22 protein-coding genes and 1 riboswitch are annotated in these 22134 nt (G+C 72.3%); of the genes, 9 read left to right on the top strand and 13 right to left on the bottom strand.

The genetic code is table 11. The annotated features are described in order from the left end of the window. Positions 1–128 precede the first annotated feature (128 nt). From DVK44_RS12895 to DVK44_RS12885, 3 genes are all read right to left on the bottom strand, one after another. On the bottom strand, positions 129–1856 hold the full coding sequence (locus DVK44_RS12895) for a DUF2637 domain-containing protein (RefSeq protein ID WP_114659806.1): 1728 nt from the start codon (positions 1854–1856) through the stop codon (positions 129–131). Between the two features lie 190 nt (positions 1857–2046). Further along, the gene (locus DVK44_RS12890; RefSeq protein WP_114659805.1) at positions 2047–2850 is read right to left on the bottom strand and encodes a DUF3558 domain-containing protein; all 804 of its coding nucleotides are present in this window, start codon (positions 2848–2850) and stop codon (positions 2047–2049) included. Between the two features lie 153 nt (positions 2851–3003). Continuing rightward, the gene (locus tag DVK44_RS12885) at positions 3004–3840 is read right to left on the bottom strand and encodes a DUF3558 domain-containing protein (protein WP_114659804.1); all 837 of its coding nucleotides are present in this window, start codon (positions 3838–3840) and stop codon (positions 3004–3006) included. 184 nt (positions 3841–4024) lie between these two features. Between DVK44_RS12885 and DVK44_RS12880 the strand changes: the two genes are divergently transcribed. Continuing rightward, positions 4025–5218, top strand: coding sequence for an RtcB family protein (locus DVK44_RS12880; RefSeq protein ID WP_114659803.1), 1194 nt, complete (start codon positions 4025–4027; stop codon positions 5216–5218). Positions 5219–5279: 61 nt separating this feature from the next. Here the strand turns inward: DVK44_RS12880 and DVK44_RS12875 are convergent, their stop codons facing one another. After that, positions 5280–6104: an SDR family NAD(P)-dependent oxidoreductase gene (locus DVK44_RS12875; RefSeq protein WP_114659802.1), complete on the bottom strand. Its 825-nt coding sequence runs from the start codon at positions 6102–6104 to the stop codon at positions 5280–5282. A gap of 339 nt (positions 6105–6443) precedes the next feature. Between DVK44_RS12875 and DVK44_RS12870 the strand changes: the two genes are divergently transcribed. After that, a complete protein-coding gene (locus DVK44_RS12870) occupies positions 6444–6842 on the top strand; it encodes a hypothetical protein (protein ID WP_228447110.1) in 399 nt (132 codons plus the stop codon). Here the strand turns inward: DVK44_RS12870 and DVK44_RS12865 are convergent. From DVK44_RS12865 to DVK44_RS12850, 4 genes are all read right to left on the bottom strand, one after another. Beyond that, positions 6839–7654: a Mut7-C RNAse domain-containing protein gene (locus DVK44_RS12865; RefSeq protein ID WP_114659800.1), complete on the bottom strand. Its 816-nt coding sequence runs from the start codon at positions 7652–7654 to the stop codon at positions 6839–6841. The genes DVK44_RS12870 and DVK44_RS12865 overlap by 4 nt on opposite strands. A gap of 110 nt (positions 7655–7764) precedes the next feature. After that, positions 7765–8645 (bottom strand): IS5 family transposase gene (locus DVK44_RS12860; RefSeq protein WP_114659799.1). Its coding sequence is split into 2 segments (ribosomal slippage): positions 7765–8285 and positions 8285–8645, totalling 882 coding nucleotides; the frame shifts between segments, so codons are not numbered across the junction. 53 nt (positions 8646–8698) lie between these two features. Continuing rightward, complete coding sequence (locus tag DVK44_RS12855) at positions 8699–9235, bottom strand: GNAT family N-acetyltransferase (RefSeq protein ID WP_114659798.1); 537 nt, start codon at positions 9233–9235, stop codon at positions 8699–8701. A gap of 72 nt (positions 9236–9307) precedes the next feature. Beyond that, positions 9308–10180 carry a helix-turn-helix domain-containing protein gene (locus DVK44_RS12850; protein ID WP_114659797.1) on the bottom strand — a complete coding sequence of 291 codons (873 nt, stop codon included), beginning with the start codon at positions 10178–10180 and terminating at the stop codon, positions 9308–9310. A 130-nt stretch (positions 10181–10310) separates the two neighbouring features. Here DVK44_RS12850 and DVK44_RS12845 point away from each other — a divergent pair, with 130 nt between their 5' ends. Both DVK44_RS12845 and DVK44_RS12840 read left to right on the top strand, forming a co-directional pair. Continuing rightward, a complete protein-coding gene (locus tag DVK44_RS12845; RefSeq protein WP_114659796.1) occupies positions 10311–10922 on the top strand; it encodes a TIGR03086 family metal-binding protein in 612 nt (203 codons plus the stop codon). A 130-nt stretch (positions 10923–11052) separates the two neighbouring features. Next, positions 11053–11316: a GlsB/YeaQ/YmgE family stress response membrane protein gene (locus DVK44_RS12840; RefSeq protein ID WP_114659795.1), complete on the top strand. Its 264-nt coding sequence runs from the start codon at positions 11053–11055 to the stop codon at positions 11314–11316. Positions 11317–11409: 93 nt separating this feature from the next. Here DVK44_RS12840 and DVK44_RS12835 read toward each other — a convergent pair whose 3' ends face one another. Beyond that, complete coding sequence (locus DVK44_RS12835; RefSeq protein WP_228447109.1) at positions 11410–12102, bottom strand: histidine phosphatase family protein; 693 nt, start codon at positions 12100–12102, stop codon at positions 11410–11412. Between the two features lie 35 nt (positions 12103–12137). Continuing rightward, a riboswitch (cobalamin riboswitch) is annotated at positions 12138–12259 on the top strand. A 76-nt stretch (positions 12260–12335) separates the two neighbouring features. On the opposite strand from DVK44_RS12835, the gene DVK44_RS12830 reads away from it, so the two are divergent. The 4 genes from DVK44_RS12830 (at position 12336) to cobM (ending at position 15692) form a co-directional block, all read left to right on the top strand. Further along, entirely contained in the window at positions 12336–12566 is a 231-nt protein-coding gene (locus DVK44_RS12830; protein WP_114659794.1) for a CbtB domain-containing protein, read from the top strand. A 21-nt stretch (positions 12567–12587) separates the two neighbouring features. Further along, on the top strand, positions 12588–13454 hold the full coding sequence (locus tag DVK44_RS12825; RefSeq protein WP_114659793.1) for a CbtA family protein: 867 nt from the start codon (positions 12588–12590) through the stop codon (positions 13452–13454). Positions 13455–13593: 139 nt separating this feature from the next. Next, the gene (cbiE, locus tag DVK44_RS12820; RefSeq protein WP_114665091.1) at positions 13594–14925 is read left to right on the top strand and encodes a precorrin-6y C5,15-methyltransferase (decarboxylating) subunit CbiE; all 1332 of its coding nucleotides are present in this window, start codon (positions 13594–13596) and stop codon (positions 14923–14925) included. Continuing rightward, positions 14922–15692, top strand: coding sequence for a precorrin-4 C(11)-methyltransferase (cobM, locus tag DVK44_RS12815; protein WP_114659792.1), 771 nt, complete (start codon positions 14922–14924; stop codon positions 15690–15692). The genes cbiE and cobM overlap by 4 nt, the downstream gene beginning before the upstream one ends. 740 nt (positions 15693–16432) lie before the next feature. Here the strand turns inward: cobM and DVK44_RS12810 are convergent. Next, complete coding sequence (locus DVK44_RS12810) at positions 16433–17578, bottom strand: cobalt-precorrin-5B (C(1))-methyltransferase (protein WP_114659791.1); 1146 nt, start codon at positions 17576–17578, stop codon at positions 16433–16435. Positions 17579–17595: 17 nt separating this feature from the next. On the opposite strand from DVK44_RS12810, the gene DVK44_RS12805 reads away from it, so the two are divergent. Continuing rightward, positions 17596–18360: a cobalt-precorrin-6A reductase gene (locus DVK44_RS12805; RefSeq protein ID WP_114659790.1), complete on the top strand. Its 765-nt coding sequence runs from the start codon at positions 17596–17598 to the stop codon at positions 18358–18360. Here DVK44_RS12805 and DVK44_RS12800 read toward each other — a convergent pair. From DVK44_RS12800 to cobG, 3 genes are read right to left on the bottom strand one after another with little or no spacing between them, the layout of a single operon-like run. Next, positions 18339–19904: a precorrin-2 C(20)-methyltransferase gene (locus DVK44_RS12800; protein WP_114659789.1), complete on the bottom strand. Its 1566-nt coding sequence runs from the start codon at positions 19902–19904 to the stop codon at positions 18339–18341. The two genes, DVK44_RS12805 and DVK44_RS12800, sit on opposite strands and share 22 nt — an antisense overlap. Further along, complete coding sequence (locus tag DVK44_RS12795) at positions 19901–20551, bottom strand: precorrin-8X methylmutase (protein ID WP_114659788.1); 651 nt, start codon at positions 20549–20551, stop codon at positions 19901–19903. Before DVK44_RS12795 ends, DVK44_RS12800 begins: the two co-directional genes overlap by 4 nt. Then, complete coding sequence (cobG, locus tag DVK44_RS12790; protein WP_228447108.1) at positions 20548–22098, bottom strand: precorrin-3B synthase; 1551 nt, start codon at positions 22096–22098, stop codon at positions 20548–20550. The genes DVK44_RS12795 and cobG overlap by 4 nt, the downstream gene beginning before the upstream one ends. Positions 22099–22134 lie beyond the last annotated feature (36 nt).

The raw sequence follows: 22134 nt of genomic DNA, 5'->3' as shown, positions 1-22134 counted from the left end.
CCGGTGTTCTGATGGATTGTCAGGAAAGACGAGGGAGGTGGGGCAATGGTTGTGCGCGTAGCCGGACTAATGTTCGTCTGTTTGTCGGTTGTTCGTTCGCTGTTCGTCTGTTGTCCGTCGGCTTGAGGTCAGGCGATGTACTCGCTGTCCATCTCGGCGGTGTAGCGCTCCTTGAAGTTCCTGAGGTAGGTGCGCAGTGAGTTCTCGCTCAGGGGACCGCCGTTGCGGCCGGTGATGCCGTACAGATCCATCAAGTACAGGGCGAACTGGCGCGCGTTGGGGAAGTCGCCGTTCTCGCTGATGTACTTGCGGAAGGCGCTGAAGTACGCCTCTTCGCGGGTCACTCCGTCGGGCAGGTTGGGGACGGGCAGCTCCTCGAACCCGTCCTGGCCCGGGATCGGGAACGAGCCGGTGGCGGAGCCGGGGCCGTCGATGCCGCCGATCTGGTTTCCGGCGGTCTGATGGCCGGCGGTCTGGTTGCCCGCCGTCCGGTCGGTCGCCTGCCGGTTCTCGGGACCGGCGTACGGCTGCTGCTGGTCCGGGGGCTGCTGCGGCGAGGGCTGCGGTCCCTGGCCCGGTACGCGGCCGAGCGCGCGGCTGCGGCCGGGGCCGGCGGGGACCCGGACCTGCCCGGTCTCGGAGCCGGTCCCGGCGTCGGGGTTGGCGCCGGCCTGGGCGGGGTTGTACGCCGGGTTGTACGAGCCCTCGTACGGGGCCTCCTGGACCAGCGGGGCGGCGAACCAGGGGCTGACCTGGGGGTCGGCGGGGGCGGAGTCGGCGCCGGGCTGGGGGGCGGCTTGGGGGGCCTGCTGGGGCTGCTGCTGGTCCTGTTGCGGCTGTTGCGGCTGTTGCGGCTGCGGCTGCTGAGCCTGCGGGGGCTGTTGCTGGGTTTGCTGCGGCTGTTGCTGAGGTTGCTGCTGGGCTTGCTGGGGCTGCTGTTGCTCTTGCTCTTGCACTTGCTTCTGAAGCGTGGGCTGCGTGGGCTGTGCGGCGGGCTGCTCCTGCGCGGCGGGCGCGGGGCCGGTGGGTATCTCGCCCTGCGCCTGCGGGAGTTCGGCCACCGGCCGGGCGGCGTCCGCCACGGCGTCCCGTACCGGCGCCGCCCGTACCGGCGCCGCCCGTACCGGCGCCGCCCGTACCGGCTCCGGCGCGGGCGGCAGCAGTACGGGCTCGATGCCCGCGGCCGCCAGCCCCGAGGCCGCCGTATCGGCCAGTGGCACACCGTACTTGGCGAGGCGCAGCGGCATCAGCGCCTCGATGGGCGCCTTCCGGCGCCAGTTGCGGCCGAAGCGGGCCTGGAGCCGGGACTGGTAGATGAGCCGATCCTGTTCGAGCTTGATGACCTGCTCGTACGACCGCAGCTCCCACAGCTTCATCCTGCGCCACAGCTTGAACGTGGGGATGGGCGACAGCAGCCAGCGGGTGAGGCGTACGCCCTCCATGTGCCTGTCGGCCGTGATGTCCGCGATCCGGCCGACCGCGTGGCGCGCCGCCTCGACGGTGACGATGAAGAGGAGCGGGATCACCGCGTGCATCCCGACGCCCAGCGGGTCCGGCCAGGCCGCCGCGCCGTTGAACGCGATGGTGGCGACCGTCAGGATCCAGGCGGACTGGCGCAGCAGCGGAAAGGGGATGCGCATCCAGGTGAGGAGCAGGTCCAGCGCGAGCAGGACGCAGATACCCGCGTCGATGCCGATCGGGAAGACCAGCGAGAACTTCCCGAAGCCCTTCTGCTCGGCGAGTTCCCGTACGGCGGTGTAGGAACCCGCGAATCCGATCGCGGCGATGATCACCGCGCCGAAGACCACGACCCCGATGAGTATGCGGTGTGTGCGTGTCAGCTGCATCGCGGCCACCCGCGATCCCCTCCCGTATGCGACCCGTTCCGCGGGCCGGGTAAGACGCCGGACGTGGCGCCTGGCACATGAGTACGGATAGTACGGGGGTGTGGTGGGGGAGGTGGGGGAGGGCCTTGGGGCCCGGGTTGCGGTGGTCCGGTGGTCCGGTGGTCCGGTGGCCCTCGCCCCGTACTGCCGTACTGCCGTACTACTCCGTCTTGGCCGAGGAGTTGTCGGGGCTCGCGCCGACGCCTTCGGAGCTGTCGTCCTTCGAGTCGCCGCCGTTTCCGGAACCGGAGCCGCTGCCGCCGCCGGCGATCGCGGTCACGCCCTCCTTGGCGGCCTTCACCGCGTCGGCCGTCATCTCGGCGATCGTCGGCGACTTCGCGCCCGCGAGGCCCGCGCCGTTGTAGGTGAGGGTGAGGACGACGTTCTCCGTACGGGTCACGATCGTCGCGTACGAGAAGTCCGCGTTCGACTTCTTGAGCGTGTACGTGACCGTGGTCGCCTGGTCCCCGACACCGGTCGCCGGTGCCGACTTGACGTCCTTGGCGCCCTCGGTGGCCTGCGCGCCGGAGACCTCCTTCGCGTAGTACTCGTCGGCGCGCTTGGCGCCGGTGCCGAGCGTCACGTCGGAGTCGTACCGCATGAGGGAGACGTCGAGCCAGCGGTACTGCGAGCCCTTCACGCCCTTGTCGTCCAGACCGTTCCAGGAGCAGCTGCCGCGGGCGGCGGTGTCGCTGGACGTACCGGCGGTCCCGCCCTTGGTCTTCACCTTCGGGACGAGCGACTCGATCGTCTTGACGGCGAGCATCTTGCAGGGGTCGGGGAGGCCGCTGAACTTGGCGGGCGCGACGGTCGGGGAGGGCGCGGTGCTCGGGCTCGTGGAGGAGCCGTCGGCGTCGCTCTTGTCACCGGAGTCGGACGAACAGCCGACGGCGGCGAGCATCACCGGAACGGCTGCGCAGGCGAGGATGCGGGTGAGTCGGAGTCGCGAGGCTGATCGGCGCATGGTTCCTTCAGTGGTCCTTGGGTCACGGTACGGTCCGATCGGCCACGGTAACCGCCGGAGCGGCTCCGCGGGCCGGTGAGCCGTACACCGGTTCCGCGCGGGCCCGGTGGCCCGGCCGGGCCCGCGGGTGGCGCGCGGGGGGCTTACGGGCGGCTAGTCGTTGAGCTGATCGCGGAGTTTTCCGGCCAGTGACCGTGCTTTGTCCTGGAGTTCCGCGCTGTCGGGGATCTCGGTGGAGCGGGCGGACTGCTCGGTGTACCGGACGGTCACGATCACGTTCGATGTGCGGAACACCACGCTCACCGTGCGCCGCTGGGCGGCCGATCCGGAGTGGGCGAGGACGTCGTTGAGGAAGGCGGCGTCGCCGAGGCTGTCGAGGGTGCGGGGTTCGAGGCCGGAGGCGCTGGTGGAGGCGGTGGGGGAGCCGGAGGCGGAGTCGATCTGGGGGGTTTTGCCCGCCTTCGCGCTCGCGTCCGTATCCGCGTCCGCATCCGGGACCGTATCGGGATCGGCGCTGGTGTCGGCGCTGGTGTCGGTGACGGGCAGGCCGGCGGCGAGCTGCTGCTTCTCGTAGACCTCCCGCGCGCGGTCCGCGTCGCTCACGGTCGGGTCGTACGACACGACGCGTTCGAGGTCGATCGCCAGCTGGTGGGAGGCGTCCGCGGAGTCGGCCTTCCAGGAGCAGCCGACGCGGCGGTCGGTGTCGTACGTGAGGGAGGGCGTGCCCCGGTACGCCTTGGCCTGCTGGGTGTCGGGGAGCGACGCGGCGCCGGGCAGCAGCTCCTTCAGCGTGGCCCGCGGCACGGTGCCGCACGCTTCGCGGAGGGTGCGGTACTTGCCGGGCTGCGCGGCGGTGACGGTGGTGGGGCCGCCCGGCTTGGAATCGGAGGCCGACCCGCCGCCCTGACCGCCGCCCGAGCAGCCGGTGACGGCCACCACGAGGAGCGCCGCCAGGCCGGGGAGGTACGCGTGGCGCGCCTTTGGCTGCACGGTCCAGGGCTCCCTTCTGTACGGGTTCCGCGCGGGCTGCGCGCGAAAACTGGTTGCCGCCGCGAGGCGGCCGGTGGACACAATGTCTATCGCACGCGAAGCCGTCGATGCTGGCCGGCTGTCCTCTATGACGGCCCTGGTTCCGGTTTTTGCGTTTCATGGACTTCAGGGGGAATGGGCGGTTATGTCGTACGTAGAGATTCCGGGGGCGAAGGTCCCGATCCGGATGTGGGCCGATCCGGCGACGGTCGAGGGCGTCGCGATGCAGCAGCTGCACAACGTGTCCACACTGCCGTGGATCAAGGGCCTCGCGGTCATGCCCGACGTGCACTACGGCAAGGGCGCGACGGTCGGCTCGGTCATCGCGATGCACGGCGCGGTGTGCCCGGCGGCGGTGGGGGTGGACATCGGCTGCGGCATGTCCGCGGTGCGGACGTCCCTGACGGCGAACGACCTCCCGGGCGATCTGTCCCGGCTGCGCTCGAAGATCGAGGAGGCGATCCCGGTGGGCCGGGGCATGCACGACGACCCGGTGGACCCGGGCCGGCTGCACGGCTTCGCGACGGCGGGGTGGGGGGAGTTCTGGGGGCGGTTCGACGGGGTGGCCGACGCGGTCAAATTCCGTCAGGATCGCGCCACGAAGCAGATGGGTTCGCTCGGCGGAGGAAATCACTTTATCGAAGTATGTGTAGATACGTCTGACGTGGTGTGGCTCATGCTGCACTCCGGATCCCGGAACATCGGCAAGGAACTGGCCGAGTTCCACATCGGGCAGGCGCAGAAGCTGCCGCACAACCAGGGGCTGATCGACCGGGACCTGGCCGTCTTCGTCGCGGACACGCCGCAGATGGCGGCGTACCGGAACGATCTTTTCTGGGCGCAGGAGTACGCGAAGCACAACCGCGCGATCATGATGAAGCTCCTTCAGGACGTGGTCCGCAAGGAGTTCAAGAAGGCGCGGGTCACGTTCGAGCAGGAGATCAGCTGCCACCACAACTATGTCGCCGAGGAGCGGTACGACGGCATGGACCTGCTGGTCACACGGAAGGGCGCGATCCGGGCCGGAAGCGGCGACTTCGGCATCATCCCGGGCTCGATGGGCACCGGCTCGTACATCGTGAAGGGCCTCGGGAACGAGGCGTCGTTCAACTCCGCCTCGCACGGCGCGGGCCGGAAGATGAGCCGTAACGCGGCCAAGCGCCGCTTCACGACCCAGGATCTGGCGGACCAGACGCGGGGGGTGGAGTGCCGCAAGGACTCCGGCGTCGTGGACGAGATCCCGGGGGCGTACAAGCCGATCGAGAAGGTGATCGACCAGCAGCGCGATTTGGTCGAGGTGGTCGCCAAGCTCAAGCAGGTCGTGTGTGTGAAGGGGTGAGCGGGCGCGTGGCCGGGTGTAGGTGAGCCGGTCACGCGCCGGCCGTATGGCCATGTGCTGCTTACAGCTCGCGGTGGACCTTGGTGTTGGAGGCCTGGGCTCGGGGGCGGATCAGGAGGAGGTCGATGTTGACGTGGCTGGGGCGGGTGACCGCCCAGGTGATGGTGTCGGCGATGTCCTCGGCGGTGAGGGGTTCGGCCACGCCCGCGTAGACCTTGGCGGCCTTCTCGGTGTCGCCGTTGAAGCGGGTGGTGGCGAACTCGTCGGTCTTGACCATGCCGGGGGCGATCTCGATGACGCGGACGGGGGTGCCGACGATCTCCAGGCGGAGGGTTTCGGCGAGGACGTGGGCGCCGTGCTTGGCGGCCACGTAGCCGGCGCCGCCCTCGTAGGTGGCGTGGCCCGCGGTGGAGGAGAGGACGAGGACCGTGCCGTCGCCGCTGGCGGTGAGGGCGGGGAGCAGGGCCTGGGTGACGTTGAGGGTGCCGATGACGTTCGTCTCGTACATCTGACGCCAGTCGGCGGGGCTGCCGGTGGCGACCGGGTCGGCGCCGAGGGCGCCGCCGGCGTTGTTGATCAGGACGTTGACGGTCGGGAAGCCGTTCGCCTCGGTCAGCTCGGCGGCGAAGGCGTCGACGGCGGCGCGGTCGGTGACGTCGAGGGCGTACGCGGTCGCGCGGTGGCCCGCGGCGGTCAGCTCGGCGGCGAGGGCCTCGACGCGGTCCTTGCGGCGGGCGGTGGCGACGACGTGGTAGCCCGCGCCGGCGAGCTGCCGGGCGGTGGCGGCGCCGATGCCGCTGCTCGCTCCGGTGACGACGGCGACGGGCGCGGCGGGGGGTGCGGCGGGCGTGGCGGGCGCGGTGGGGGTGCTGCCGGCGACGGTCATGACGTACTCCTCGCGCGTGTGATCGGCTGATCGGCCGAGCTGGTCAGGGCCAGGATAGGCAGGGGGCGCGGGGGCGTGCGCCGGGTGTCCGGGAGGCGGACCGGGGGTGTGGGCTGGGGATGTGGGGTCCGGTGTTTGGGTGATGGGGGTGTGCTGTGCGGCGAGTGCGGCGAATTGCGGTGTGATGATCTGTATGTTCCCGCTATGGCTGTGATGCGCAAGTCCCTGTTGACCGTGGTGTCCACCGCCGCGGCGGTCGTGCTGGGTGCGGGTGCCGGTCCGGGCGCTTCCGCCTCCGACTCTGCCTCGGCTTCTGCCTCTGCGCCTGTTCCTGTGGCTGTGTCTGTGCCGGACGTTGAGGCCGATCTCTCGCACCACGGCCACGTCTCCCTCTGGCAGGGCCGGCTGACGCTCCGGCTGGAGTCCGGGAACCACGGCCCGGCCAAGGTGCCGGAGGCGACCGTACGGCTGGACCTCTCGGCCGCGCCCGCGGCCGGGCAGGCGCTGCCCGACCACTGTCTGTGGGGCGGCGACCGCGTGGTGCTGTGCCGTACGGGGCAGCTCCGGCCGGCCGGGAGGGCCCGCGAGACCGCGTTCGAACTGGCGATGACCGGCGATCCGGCCGAGGTCGTCGTACGGATCGACACCGCGTGGAACGGCGGCGCGAGCGACCGTAACCCGGAGAATCAGCGGCACCGGGTGCTGGTGCCGGCCACTGGGGATCTTTACGCCTTCTAGGGCCGTAGATTTGTACGCGCGTCTGGCTCGTGCTGTGACGGGGTGGTCGCGTCGCCGAACTCCCTTACCGCGTCGTCCACGATCGCCGCGAGCCGCGCGTGGTGCGCGCCCCGCCAGTACACCCGCTCGCACGCCGCGCACTGCGCGAAGACGTCGTAGCCGTGCTGCGTACCGTGCTCCAGCCTGTCCTGGACGGACTCCTTGTCGGCGGGGGACAGCGGGCCGTTGCAGGCGGTGCAGCGGGTCCAGGGGGCGAGGGCGGGCGCGAAGCGCTCCAGTACGTCGCGGAGTTGGGCGTCCGGGTTGTCGCTGTAGATGTACGCCCCGGCCCAGATCTCGCGCCGGCGCAGCAGCCCGCGGTCCCGGGAGAGCATGACGCGGTGTTCGGCGGCGGAGAGCGCGGCGAGCGCCGCATCGCCCGGGTCCGTGCTCTCGTACGCGGCGTCGACGCCGAGCAGCCGCAGCCGCCGGGCGAGGGTGCCGAGATGGACGTCGAGCAGGAAGCGCGGGGGTGCGCCCGGTGTGTTCGGTGTGCTTGGTGTTGTGCCTGGTGCGGTGGGGACCCGTTGCGGCCGGTGTACGGCGCGTACCTCCACGGACTCGCCCGCCGCCGGGATGTGCGAGACGGCCACCTCGCGGCCGTCGACGAGCAGCGGGCCGACCTCGGTGAGCGGGATGCCGAGCGACTCGACGGCGTGGCCGAGGGTGGAGGAGCCGTCGGTGCGCAGGGCCGTACGCCCCTGACGCCGCTCGGCCGGCACGAACAGGCGCAGTTCGTGGGCGAAGTCGATCTGGATCTCGGGTCCGTTCACGCGGCCAAGGATGTCAGTGGGGGAGGGGCGGGGCCATGGGTTATCGCGGGGGAGCCGGGCTGGCGTGGCTGGGGGCCGGGGCGGGCCGGGGTTAGGTCCTGTCCGGCGGATCACTGGCGGAGCCAGAGTCGGATCGCGGCGGCGGTGACGGTGCCGTGGAAGACGTAGGCCCGCTTGTCGTAACGAGTGGCGACCGCGCGGGAGTTCTTGAGCCGGTTGATGGTCCGCTCGACCTCGTTGCGGCGCCGGTAGCGGTCGCGGTCGAAGCCGGCGGGTCTGCCACCGCTGCTGCCTCTGCGTTGGCGGTTGGCCCGCTGGTCCTTCGGTTCCGGGATCGTGTGCCGGATGTGGCGTCTTCGCAGGTAGCGGCGGTTTCGGCGGGAGCTGTATGCCTTGTCGCCGCTGACGTGGTCGGGCCTGGTTCGGGGGCGTCCGCCCCGTGGCCGGGGGACCCGGATTCGGTCCAGGACCTCGACCATCTGCGGGGCGTCGCCCCACTGACCCGGCGTGAGCAGGAGGGCCATGGGGCGGCAACCGCCTTCGCCGGCGAGGTGGATCTTGCAGGTCAGGCCGCCCCGGGACCGTCCGAGTCCCTCGTCGGGGCGGTGGTGCCGGGGCGTCGTCCTTTTTTCGGGATCCGCGGACGGGCCTTGCGGGCGCCGGCCGCGTGCTGATGGGCCCGGCAGGACGTCGAGTCGATGCCGATCATCGACCAGTCGATCCGCCCGGCCAGGTCGGCGTCGGCCTGGACCGCGTGCAGGATCCGGTCCCAGGTACCGTCCGCCGACCAGCGGCGATGCCGTTCATGGACGGTCTTCCACGAGCCATAGCGTTCCGGCAGGTCACGCCACGGGACACCGGTCCGGACCCGGAAGAGGATCCCGTTGACCACGGTGCGGTGGTCGTTCCACCGGCCGCCCCGGCCACCCAGAGATGGCAGATGCGGCTCCAGCAACGACCACTCGCGGTTCATCAAATCCCCCCGACCCATACCCGAACCAACGAGCGACCGGTCAGAAGGTCACATGATCCGCCGGACAGGACCTAGTCCGCCGGGTCTCCCGGGCGTAGATCGAGCCGCCAGTCGTTGCAGCGCATCGGGCGCCCCGGCGGATACTCCAGCTCGCATTCGTCCCGCAGGGAGAACCCCGCTCTGCGGCACAGCCGGTTCGACGGCGGGTTGCCGATGGACGGGAAGGCGTGCAGATAGCGGTGTCTGGCCTCGGCGCGCGCCAGGTCCACCACATCGGCCACCGCCGTGACCGCGATGCCCCGGCCCTGGTGGGCGGCGAGCACCGCCCAGCCCGTCTCGTACACCTTCCGGCCCTGCCAGGTCTGCTCCCAGAAGCCGATCGTGCCGACGGCCTCACCGGCCGGGGCGAGGGATATGCGGAACATCCGGCCCCGGCCCTTGCGGTCGGCGCTGAGGGCGACGTAACGCTTGTGGCGCTTGAGCAGTTGTTCCTCTGTCTCCGGGCCGCCGAGATGGTGCATCAGTTCCGGTGCGTTGGCCGCGCGGAGGAGGTCGAGGTCGCTCTCCGACCAGGGGGTGAGCCGTACTCGCGGCGTCGTGGACTCCATGTCCGGCACTTTAGGACGGAGGTCTGACAGTGCACCGGTTGCGGGCTCGCACCTGTTACGGGCTTGCACTGGTTACGGGCTTGCGCGGGCGTACGCCGTGGGTGGTACGCCGACCGTCGCGGTGAAGTCCCGTACGAGGTGCGCCTGATCGCTGTAGCCGAGGTCGGCGGCGAGGGCCGCCCAGTCGACCTCGGCGGACGGTGCGCCGGGCGGCCGGCCCCGCTCCGACCGCTCCGTGCCTTCCGCGCGCTCCGGGTTCTCCGCGCGCTCCAGCGCCTCGTGGATGCGGTAGCGCAGGATGACCCACTTCGGTCCGACCCCCACGTACGCGGCGAACAGCCGTTGCAGCGAGCGCGCCGACATGCCCTCCGCCGTGGCGAGCTGGGCGACGCGGCGGATCGTACGGTCCGTCCGGATCCGGTCCGCCAGCGCCATGGCGCGGTCGGCCTGCGGATCCGGCCGGGGGCCGAGGCCGAGGAGATACGCGTCGAGCGCGGCCACGCGGGCGTTCTCGTCGTCCTGGAGCACCGCCGCGATGTCCGTGTCCGTGGTCGCCGGCAGGGCCTCGCTGATCGGTACCCGCCGGCCGGTCCACTCCGCCACGGGCCGGCGCGGTGCGAACGGCCGGAAGCCGCCCGGCCGGAACTGGACCCCGCACACCCGGCCCCGGCCCTCCAGGCGCTGACTGAACAGCTCCAGCCCGACGCCCGCGACCTCAGCGAACGCCGGAGGCCGGGAGCCGTGGTGCTGGAAGACCACGTTCACCGAGGGGTGCGGCACGACGTAGGAGGTGTACGGCTGCGCCAGGTCCCAGTCGATCAGCCAGTAGTGCTCCAGATACGAGCGCAGCGCGGGGGCGGGCGAGCGGCGCCGGAAGCGTACGCGCGCGAACAGCTCGGGGGCGTCGACGATGCCCCGGGTGTCACGCCGCGGACCTGCTGCCATGGGGCCCAGGGTACGTGCGTACGGCTGTGTACGGGCTGCGTGCGGCTGTGGCTGTGGCTGTGTGCGCGACGGTCTGGCGGTGTCGCGTTTGTTCAAGACGTGCGGAGCGGTGCTTCCTAGGGTCGGCACCATGAACGACAAGATCAGCAACCTGAGCGAATTGTTGGCGGTGGCGGGCGACCGGACCGTCGCCGTCGTCCGTGGCATCACCGATGAGCAGCTGGCCGCGGCGACCCCGTGCGGTGAGTACGACGTGGACGCGCTCGTCGGGCATCTTCTCCAGGTCGTGGAGAACTTCCAGGAGCTGGCGCGCAAGCGGGACGCCGACTTCGGGACCGCGCCGGAGCGGCTGACGGGTGAGTGGCGCGACCGGTTCGCCGCCGAGACCGTACGGCTCGTGGCGGCGTGGGCCGCGCCGGATGCCGAGGAGGGCATGTCGGGGGCGATGGGGCTGCCGGCCAGGACGGTGGGGGCGATGGCGCTCGGGGATCTGACCGTGCACGGATGGGATCTGGCGCGGGCCACCGGGCAGCCGTACGAGCCGGACGCGGCGGTGGTGGCTGCGGTCGGGGCGGAGTTCGCGGCGCTGGCGCCGATGGCGCGGTCCATGGGGGTGTTCGGGGAGCCGGTGGCGGTGGCGGAGGGCGCGGGTCCGTTCGCGGAACTGCTCGGGCTGACCGGCCGGGACCCCCGCTGGACCCGCCCCGAAACGTCGTCTTCTACCGCGGCTGCCGGAACCTAAACCGAACTGGCGAACACTCGCAATCATTGGTTGGACGGGACTGGATGGGTTCACGGCGGGCAGACGTCTTGGCAGAGACCACTATCCGTAGCGGTTGTGCGAGAGGGACGAGAGGGAGGGGCCAGAAGACATGGAGATTTCCGGCATCATCACGGCCATCGTGGTCGGCATCGTCATCGGTGTGCTGGGTCGGCTCGTCGTGCCCGGGCGCCAGCGCATCGGTGTGCTGCTGACAGTTCTGGTGGGCATCGTCGCGGCCTTGATCGGTACGGCGCTCGCGGCGGGTCTGGGAGTCGCGAACACCAAGGGGATCGACTGGATCGAGCTGATAATCCAGATCGGTCTGGCGGCGGTGGGTGTCGCCGCGCTGGACCGGGTGAAGGGCCGGGGCTGACTCCGACGTCCTGGAGGGCCTGGAGGTTCCGTACGTCCAGGACGTCCCGTACGTCCTGGAGGGCCTGGACATACGGGGGCCGGCGCGCCGGGTTCACTCGTGGAGCGGGCGGCCGAGGCGCAGGTTCCAGCGGCCGTCGCGTCCGCTGAGTTCGGTGACGGACAGAGGACGTACGTCGATCCTCCAGAACGTACGCGCAGGCGCGCCCAAGGCGTGGACGGTGGCGGCGCGGATGAAGTCCGGCTCGGCCACGACGAGCAGGCGCCTGCCGGTTGCGGGGGGCATGGTGGGCCCGGCGGCTTCTGTCGTGCCGTCGCTGTGGGCCTCGCCGGCCGTGTCCAGCCAGTGGGCGACGCGGGTGTGGAAGTCGCTCAAGGACTCTCCCCCGTGGGGTGCGGCCTCCGGGTCGGACAGCCAGGCGGCCACCGACTGCGGTTCCGCGGCGGCCACTTCGTCCAGGGTCCTGCCCTGCCAGCGGCCCATGGCGCACGGCGCGAGGGCGGCCAGCGGGGCGGTGGTCAGGCCGAGGGCCTGAGCGGTCCGGCGGCAGCGGCGCGTGGGGGAGGCGTAGAGGGCGGTGGCGCGGGGGAAGGTCTCCCGTACGGCTTCGGCCTGGCGCAGCCCGGTGGCGTCAAGCCCGTCGTCGTCGCTTCCGTCGTTGCTCTCGTCCCCGCTGCCGTGGTCGGTTTCGGTTTCGGTCTCGCCGAAGCGGGCCTCGCGCAGGGCGGGGCTGATGGCGGGGGCGATGAGGGACACATGCAGTGACAGCTGTGTGGTCATGGTCATACGCGGGGGCCAACTCCTGGGCAAAGGGCCTCTTGGCCCGCTTGTCGGTTCGCGGTACCTTCACGTCGATATCACGACGGCGAGACGGAAGTCCGGTGAGAGTCCGGCACGGTCGCGCCACTGTATGCCGGGGACCGGCCGCGTACCAGGCGGTGGGTTCCGGGTGAGTCAGACCCGATGGCCGTCGTCAAAGCTCCACTTATGGGACGCGAGTTCCCCAAGGAGGTTGTGTCATGGCGCAGTCCATCGCGCATCCGGTCATTTCACCCGCCGACGCCGGTACGCCGGTGACCCCGCTCCCGCTGCGCGCGGTGCTGCCGTGGGCGGTGTTCATGGGCACGCTGATGCTGGTGCTGCTCTACTTCGTCGGTGCCGAACAGGGCGCGACATCGGTGTTCTCCGGGGCGGGGGTGCACGAGTGGGTGCACGACGGCCGTCATCTGCTCGGCTTCCCCTGCCACTGACCACTGACGGAGATCACGCGCATGCATGCCTCCACCGTCAGAAACCTCCTGGTCCGCGGCATGATCGCGGGCGTGCTGGCCGGACTTGTCGCGTTCGGACTGGCCTATTTCGCGGGCGAGCCCTCCATACGGGCCTCGATCGCGCAGGAGGAGGCCAACTCCGCGCCGGCGCATGAGCACGGCGACGGAGCAGAGGGTTCATCCGATTCCGATTCCGATTCCGCTTCTGATGCTGATTCCGCAGGCCATTCGCATGGAGATGAGGAGGGAGATCTCGTCAGCAGGCCGGTCCAGTCGACGTTCGGGCTGGCCACCGGTGTCCTGGTGTACGGGGTGGCCGTGGGCGGTATCGCCGCTCTGGTCTTCGCCGTCTGCCTGGGCCGGATCGGCCGGTTCGGGCCGAGGGCGATCGCGGCGCTGATCGCCGGGGCGGCCTTCACCACCGTCTGTCTGGTGCCGTTCCTGAAGTATCCGGCGAACCCGCCCGCGGTCGGCGACGGGGACACCATCGGCCGGCGCACCGCGCTGTACTTCCTGATGATCCTGCTGAGCGTGCTGCTGGCGGTCGCCGCGGTCATCGTGGGCCGACGGCTCGCGCCGAGGCTGGGGAACTGGAACGCGTCGCTCGCCGCGGGTGCCGGTTTCGTCGTGGCCGTGGCCGTGGCGTGTCTCGTACTGCCCGCGAACACCGACGCCATTCCGGAGACCTTCCCGGCGGCTCTGCTCTGGGAGTTCCGGCTGTCGTCGCTCGCCGTTCAGGCGGTGCTCTGGACTGCCTTCGGGCTGATATTCGGCGCGCTGGCGGAGCGGATGCTCCGGGCCGGCCAGGAGGAACGCGCGGCCGAGGACGGCGCGACGGCACGACCGGCGGCCGAACCGGCGCGCTGACGCCTCCCGCGGCGGGGGGAGCTGGGGCGGGGGCTGATGCCTCGGCGGGGAGCGGGAGCGGGGAGCAGTAGCGGGGAGAAGTAGAGTTCGAGGTCGGTTTTCTCCCAGTTCAGAAGCTCTGAGGTGTACGGCAGTGAGCATCCCGCCCCGCGAGGGCCACGGGTCCGGCGAAGTCGTCGGGGCCGATGAGGCCCGTGTGACAGTCGTCGGGATCGGCGCCGACGGCTGGAGCGGGCTCACCGATGCCGCGCGGGCGGCGCTGTGCCGTGCCGAGGTGGTCATCGGCGGCCCGCGCCAGCTGGATCTGCTCCCGGGGACGGGGACGGGTAGTGGGGCTGGGGAGTGTGGGGGTGAGCGGGTCGCGTGGCCGACGCCGCTGCGGGCCGCCGTACCCCGGCTGCTGGCCGCGTACGCCGGCCGCCGTCTCGCCGTACTGGCCAGTGGGGACCCGATGTTCTACGGGATCGGGCGGGCCCTGGCCGAGGAGGTGGGACCCGGTGCGCTGCGGGTGCTGCCGCATCCGTCGTCGGTGTCGTATGCCTGCGCGCGGCTCGGCTGGCCGGTGGAGGACACGGAGGTCGTCACGCTTGTCGGCCGCCCCACCGCGACGCTGGCCGCCGCGCTGCACGACGGGCGCCGGGTGCTGGTGCTCAGCGCCGGTGCCGCGACGCCCGCCGAGGTGGCGGCGCTGCTGCGGGAGCGGGGTTACGGGCCGAGCCGGCTGCGCGTACTCGAAGCCCTGGGCGCGGAGCGCGAGCGGTGTGTCGAGGGCAGCGCGGCGGACTGGTCGGCGCCTGCCGGTGACCCGCTGAACGTCGTGGCGGTCGACTGCCGCCGCGCGGAGGGCGCGCCGCGCCTCGGCGCCGTACCCGGGCTGCCGGACGCCTCGTACGAGCACGACGGCCAGCTCACCAAGCGCCATGTGCGTGCCGCGACGCTCGGCGCGCTGGCGCCCGCGCCGGGGGAGCTGCTGTGGGACGTGGGCGGTGGTTCGGGCTCGATCGGGGTGGAGTGGATGCGTACGCACCGTTCCTGCCGGGCGGTGTCCGTCGAACGCGATCCGGCGCGCGCCGAGCGCATCGGCCGCAACGCGCGTGCGCTGGGCGTGCCCGGCCTGCGCGTGGTGACCGGCGCGGCCCCCGCCGCGCTGGCGGGACTGCCGGTCCCCGACGCGGTGTTCATCGGCGGCGGACTGACGGTGCCGGGCCTGCTGGCCGCGTGCTGGGCGGCGCTGCCGGTGGGCGGCCGGCTCGTGGCGAACACGGTGACGCTGGAGTCGGAGGCGCTGCTGGCCGAGTGGTACCGGCGCCGGGGCGGGGAGTTGGTACGGCTGGCGGTGGCGCACGCGGTGCCGGTGGGCGGGTTCACGGGGTGGCGGCAGGCGATGCCGGTGACGCAGTGGGCGGTGACGAAGAGTCTCTCGGAGGACTCTGCGGAATGGCCTTCAGATGGAGCAGGAGAAGAACGATGACGGTGTACTTCATCGGCGCGGGCCCGGGCGCCGCCGACCTGATCACGCTGCGCGGTGCGCGGCGGCTGGCCTCGTGCGCGGTCTGCCTGTACGCGGGCAGCCTCGTCCCGCGCGAGCTGCTGGCCGAATGCCCGCCGGACTCGCGCCTGATCGACACGGCGCGGATGGATCTGGACGGGATCACGGCGGAGCTGGTGCGCGCGCACCAGGAGGGCCACGACGTGGCCCGGCTCCACTCCGGCGACCCCTCGGTCTTCAGCGCCGTCGCGGAGCAGATGCGGCGGCTGGACGCGGCGGGTGTGCCGTACGAGGTGATTCCGGGGGTCCCGGCGTTCGCGGCGGCGGCGGCCGCGCTGAAGCGGGAGCTGACGGTCCCGACCGTCGGCCAGACGGTCATCCTCACGCGCGTCGCCCAGCAGGCCACGCCCATGCCGGCGGGCGAGGACCTGGCCACGCTCGGCCGCAGCGGCGCGCTGCTGGTGCTGCACCTGGCGGCGCGCTACGCGGACCGCGTCGTCGCCGAACTCCTCCCGCACTACGGCCCCGACTGCCCGGCCGCGGTCGTCGCGATGGCCTCCCGCCCCGACGAACTTGTCCTCCGCGGCACCCTCGCCGACATCGCGGACCGCATCCGCGAGGCCGGCGTGGTCCGCACGGCGGTCATCCTGGTGGGCCGCACGCTGGGCGCGGAACAGTTCCGCGACAGCCACCTTTACTCGACGACGCGGGACCGGGGGATGGGGCCGGGGGACGACCACGCGTGCTGAGGAATGCCCTGTCGCGGGCGGAATGCCGGTTTCGGTGAAACTGGGCGTGGGGGGTGTTGGCGGGGCGTAGGGTCGCGGGTCGGGCAGCGTGCTCCCCGCGCGTGCGGGGATGGTCCCTCGGGAATCAAGCCGGTCTTCGGAACACTGAAGTGCTCCCCGCGCGTGCGGGGATGGTCCCTGCGGCGCTGGCGCGCGATGATCGAGGCGGATGTGCTCCCCGCGCGTGCGGGGATGGTCCCGGGAAGTCGGTCAGCGTGGCCTGCCAGGTGCCGTGCTCCCCGCGCGTGCGGGGACGGTCCCGTTCGCGGCTACCTCACCCGGCCGCGCTGCCTGTGCTCCCCGCGTGTGCGGGGATGGTCCCCTCGCCCGCCGCTGGCTCGACGGGTGGACCGAGTGCTCCCCGCGTGTGCGGGGATGGTCCCTACTTTGTGGGCCGGCAGGTCGGCTGGTGGGTGTGCTCCCCGCGCGTGCAGGGATGGTCCCGGCGACGGCTGCGTCCTGTTCGCCGGGCACGTGTGCTCCCCGCGCGTGTGGGGATGGTCCCTCGCCCTTGACATCCCCGGCGATCAGCGTGCGTTGCTTCCCGCGTGTGCGGGAATGGTCCGGCCGGGCCGCGAGGCCGTGCGTCGGGACAGCGCGCTTCCCCGCGTGTGCGGGGATAGTCCGAGGCGTGCGAGGTCGGCCAGGTTGTTCCAGCGGTGCTCCCCCGCGCACGCGGGGCACGCGGGGCACGGTGCCGGTCAGGAGCGGCCCACCACCGTGCCTGCTCTGTCGATGCAGATCACGTCGACCTCCACCGGCGCTTCCCGTAGGACTGCTTGGGCTTCGGTGCGGGCTCGTGCTGCGACTGTGTTGCCCAGGGGGATGCCCTGTGATTCGCAGAGGCGCAGGGCCTCCAGGCCCGTGTTGGCTGTGGTTATTTGGGCTGCCAGGGATGGGGGCGCGCCGGCCTCGGTGGCCAGGGTGGCCAGGAAGTCCTTGTTGACCTGGGAGCGGGCCGAGTGGAGGTCCAGGTGGCCGGCTGCCAGTTTGGAGAGTTTGGCGAAGCCGCCGCAGATGGTGAGGCGGTCCACCGGGTGGCGGCGGAGGTACTTGAGGACCGCGCCCGCGAAGTCGCCCATGTCCAGGAGCGCGTCCTCGGGGAGGGCGTAGGTCGCCAGGACCGTCTTCTCGGACGTCGAGCCCGTGCACGCGGCCACGTGCGTACGGCCCGCCGCGCGGGCCACGTCCACGCCCCGCCTGATGGAGTCGATCCATGCCGAGCAGGAGTACGGCACGACGATGCCCGTCGTGCCCAGGATGGAGAGGCCGCCCAGGATGCCCAGCCTCGGGTTCCACGTGGAGCGGGCGATCTCCTCGCCGTGGTCCACGGAGACCGTGATCTCGACATCGCCCGTGCCGCCGTACCGGGCCGCCACCTCCGCCACATGAGCGCGCATCAGCTGCCGGGGTACGGGGTTGATCGCCGGCTCGCCGACCTCCAGCGGCAGGCCGGGGCGCGTCACCGTACCCACGCCCGGGCCCGCCCGGAAGACGACGCCGCTGTCCGGCGGCAACAGGCGGACCGTGGCGCGGATCAGCGCGCCGTGGGTGACGTCCGGGTCGTCGCCCGCGTCCTTCACCACCGCCGCCATCGCGGACCGGTCCGGTCCCGCCGTCAGGCGCTCCTTCGCCAGCGCGAAGGACGGGGTCTGGCCCTTCGGCAGCTCGATGGTCACCGGGTCGGGGAACCCGCCCGTCAGCAGCGCCGTGTACGCGGCCTTCGTCGCCGCCGTCGCGCACGCGCCGGTCGTCCAGCCGGGGCGCAGGCCGGTGTGTTTGAGTTGGGCACCTCGTCCGCCCGCCGCGCCGCCGGACGCGGATCCGCCGCCGCCGTCAGTAGTCAAAGGGAGTTCCGTCGTCGATGAGTGAGCCGTTTCGCGTTCTTGTGCTTGGGGGGACCACCGAGAGCCGCCGTCTCGCCGAGATTCTGGTTCCGGATCCCCGGCTCCAGGTCACCAGTTCCCTCGCCGGGCGCGTTTCCCGGCCCTCGCTGCCGCCCGGCGACGTCCGTATCGGCGGGTTCGGCGGTGCCGACGGGCTCGCGCACTGGCTCCGGGCACACCAGGTGGACGCGCTCATCGACGCCACCCATCCCTTCGCCACCGTCATCAGCCACAACGCGGCCCTCGCCGCCGCCACCGCCCATGTTCCCCTGCTCGCCCTGCGCCGCCCCTCCTGGGTCCCGGTCGCGGGCGACGACTGGCATCCGGCCGACGGGCTGCCCGAGGCCGCCGAGGTGCTCTCCGCCCTCGGCGCCCGCCGGGTCTTCCTCACCACCGGGCGGATGGGGCTCGCCGCTTTCGCGCACCTCGACGCGGCCTGGTTCCTCGTACGGTCCGTGGATGCCCCGGAGCCGCCCCATCCGTCCCGAATGGACGTCCTGCTGGACCGGGGACCTTTCGGGCTCAACGGCGAGCGGGACATTCTGCGAAGGCACCGTATCGACACCCTCGTGACCAAGGACAGCGGCGGCGCGGCCACCGCGCCCAAGCTCACCGCCGCCCGGGAGGCGGGGATTCCGGTGGTGGTCGTACGGCGGCCGGCCGGGGCGGCGGGGGTGCCGGTGGTTACTACTTCCAGCGAGGCCGCCGACTGGGTTGTGCGTCAGCTTTCCGGCTCCGGGTAGCGGCGCGGGGTCCAGATGATCTCCTCGCCCGTGCCGCGCTCCACCCGTACCGTCTGCGACGAACCCACCAGCAGGATCGTCCGCATATCGACCTGCGCCGGGTCGAGATCCGCCAGCCGTACGATCCGCACCCGCTCCTCCGCGCCGCCCACATCGCGGGCCACGACCACCGGGGTGTCCGGCGCGCGGTGCTCCAGCAGCAGTTCGCGGGCCTTGCCGACCTGCCAGGTGCGGCTGCGCGAGCCCGGGTTGTAGAGGGCGAGGACAAGATCGGCGCGGGCCGCCGCGTGCAGCCGTTCCGCGATGACCTCCCACGGCTTGAGTCGGTCGGAGAGCGAGAGAACGGCGTAGTCGTGGCCCAGCGGGGCGCCCACGCGGGCCGCCGCCGCGTTGGCCGCCGTCACACCCGGGAGAACCCGTACGGGAATCTCCCGGTACGGATCGGCGGACGCGACCTCCAGCACCGCCGTCGCCATCGCGAAGACGCCCGGGTCACCGCCCGAGACGACGGCCACCCGCCGGCCGCGCCGGGCCAGATCGAGGGCGAACTCGGCGCGCTCCGACTCCACCTTGTTGTCGGAACCGTGCCGCTCCTGCCCCGGCCGGACCGGAACACGGTCCAGATAGGTGGTGTAGCCGACCAGATCCTGGGCATCGGCCAGCGCGCCACGTGTCTCGGGCGTCAGCCACAGCGGACCCGCCGGGCCCGTTCCCACGACGACCACTTCGCCCGCCGGTGAAAGGGGAGGGCTCGCGTCCACTCGGCTCGGCAGCACCGCCACCGAGAAGTACGGCACGGACTCCGGATCGATGTCCGCCAGCGCGCCCGTACGCTCCCCGCTCATCGTCGCGCGCTCCACATACCGCGCGTCCCCCAGCCGCCCCGCCCGCTCGACCGCGCGCCGCACGGCCGGGAACGTACGCCCGAGCTTCATGACCACGGCCGAGTCCGCCGCCGCGAGCCTCGCCGTCAGCTCCTCCTCGGGCAGCGTGCCCGGCAGGACCGTCAGCACCTCCTCGCCCTCGACCAGCGGCGCCCCGAGCCGGGCCGCGGCGGCGCTCACCGACGTCACCCCGGGGACGACCTCGGTCGGATAGCGGTCGGCCAGCCGCTTGTGCATGTGCATGTACGAGCCGTAGAAGAGCGGATCGCCCTCCGCCAGCACCGCGACCGTCCGCCCGGCGTCGAGATGGACGGCCAGCCGGGCGGCGGCCTCCGCGTAGAACTCCTCCATCGCGCCCCGGTAGCCGCCGGGGTGGTCGGTGGTGCCGGTGGTGACGGGGTAGACGAGCGGTTCCTCGATGTGGTCCGCGCGCAGATGCCCGGCGGCTATGGAACGCGCGATGGAACGGCCGTGACGGGCGCTGTGGTACGCGACGACATCCGCCTCGGCGATGACCTGGACGGCCCTCAGGGTCATCAGGGACGGGTCGCCGGGGCCGAGACCTACGCCGTACAGGCGGCCGGGGCCGGGCGTGGGGCCGGGCGTGGTGGCGCTATCGGTGCGGTTCTCGGTGCTGTTCTGGGTGCTGTTCTCGGTCATTCCGTTTCACTCGCGATCGCGTTGATGGCCGCCGCCGCGATGGCGCTGCCGCCCCGCCGCCCCCGTACGACCAGATGTGCCAGCCCGGCCGGGTGCTCGGCGAGCGCGTCCTTGGACTCGGCCGCGCCGATGAAGCCGACCGGTACGCCGATGACCGCCGCCGGGTGCGGCGCGCCGTCCTCGATCATCTCCAGCAGGCGGAAGAGCGAGGTCGGCGCGTTGCCGACGGCCACGACCGAGCCTTCGAGCCGGTCCCGCCACAGCTCCATGGCGGCGGCGCTGCGTGTCGTCCCCAGCTCGGCGGCCAGCGCGGGCACCGACGGGTCGGAGAGGGTGCAGACGACCTCGTTGTCGGCCGGCAGCCGCTTGCGGGTGACCCCGCTGGCGACCATGGACACGTCGCACAGGATCGGCGCGCCCGCGCGCAGCGCCTCGCGGGCGCGGGCGACCACGGTGGGCGTGTACGCGAGATCGCGGACCAGATCGACCATGCCGCAGGCGTGGATCATCCGCACCGCGACCTGGGCGACATCGGCGGGGAGCCCGGCGAGGTCCGCCTCGGCGCGGATCGTGGCGAAGGAACGGCGGTATATCTCCGCGCCGTCCTTCTCGTAGTCGAACGCTGTGGACACTCTGGTCTCGCTCATTTCGTGACTGTTGTTGATCGTGTTCGGGCTGTTGCCACGGTTGTGGGCAACCGCGGTCGGGTGGTCGTCGCCGGCGCTGTGGGCTGCGGAACGCCGTGCCCGTGTACGGAGACGGTGTAGTCGCCCGCCTCCGTCGCCACCACGTCCACCCACGCGCCCCCGGGATGGCCGCAGCGCCGTGCGCACCCCGACCAGTAGACCGGCAGGGCGTCGCGGCTGGCCGCGCCGGCGACGGTGACGTCGGCGGCCAGGGCGTCGGCCGCGTCGGACCGTACGTCCGCCAGCGCCTTCGCGCACCCGGGCCGGCCCGTGCACGCGCCGACGCCGTGCCAGGGGGAGTCGGGGGTGGTGATCAGTCCGGCGGTACGGAGCCGGTCGCGCAGGGCGTCGGCGGCGGCCGGGGGCAGGCCGGGGATGATCACGCCGCGCCAGGGGGTGACGCGCAGCTCGCCCGTCCCGCTCTCCGACAGCAGGAGTCGCCACTGCTCGGCGCTCAGCCGGCCCAGCGGGGCGTGGACGGAGAGGGCGACCGTGCCATCGGGGGAGGCGATTCGGCCGGGGGGCGGGGGAGCAGCGTATGGCCAGGGCTCCTGGGAGGCGGTTGGGGCGGTCGGCTCGTACTGGCGCGCCTCGATTCCCGCCTTGGTCAGCCGGGCCGCCAACGCTCCGGCCAGCTCCCGTCCCCCGTCCGGGAGTTCCCGTACGCGCCAGGCGCCGGTGCCAGTTCCGTTTGCCTCCGCGACGAAGGTCTCCGCCGCGAGCAGGGCCGCGCGAGGCGCGTCGGCGGCGGATACCCGTACACCGGGGTGGTTTGCCCCGATGTGTACGGTCGCTCCGCCGTCCGCCCGTGCGAGCAACGTCACATCCGCGCCCAGGGCCGCGACATCCCCCCGGCCGTCGTCCAGCGCGAACAGGAAGCGGCCCGACAGGGCCGTCGCCGCCGGGCTCGCGCAGAGCAGCGCGTCCAGCTCGCGCGCCCACAACTGGGCGTTCCCCGAGGGGACTTCCCGTACGGGTGCGGGTCCGGGCCTGGGTGCGGATGCGGGTCCGTCCAGTCCGCAGAGCGGGGACGCCACGATGTTCCGTACCCGCTCGTGCTCCGGCGAGGGCAGCAGACCGGCCGCGTCCAGCAGTGCTTCCAGCTCGCCGCCGCAGGCCGCGCCCAGCCCCCGGAGCTGGATGTTTCCCCGGGATGTGATGTCGAGATGCCCGTCGCCCAGCCGCTCGGCCGCCACCGCGAGGGCCTCCGCCTGGCGGTACGTCAGCAGTCCGCCGGGCAGCCGCAGCCGGGCCAGCCGGCCGTCGTCGGCGCTGTGCAGCCGCAGGGCGCCCGGGCAGGCGTCACCCCGCTCCCGTACGGGCGCCACAGCGGCATCCCGTAGGGCATCCCGTACGGGCACGGGCGCGACCTCCCGTACGGGCGCCACGTCGGCGTCCCCTGCGGGCACCACGACGGCATCCCGTACGGGCGCCACGTCGGCGTCCCCTACGGGCTCCCGGCCGGGGGTTTCGTCCCGTTTCACGGGTGGTTGCGGGGTGGGCGGCATGGCCGCGAGCATACCCACGCCGGGCCGCCCGGCCAC

The organism is Streptomyces paludis, assembly GCF_003344965.1.
Lineage (GTDB): Bacteria > Actinomycetota > Actinomycetes > Streptomycetales > Streptomycetaceae > Streptomyces > Streptomyces paludis.
The sequence above is the reverse complement of the archived record's forward strand: the minus strand, read 5'-3'. Positions and strand labels throughout refer to the sequence as shown.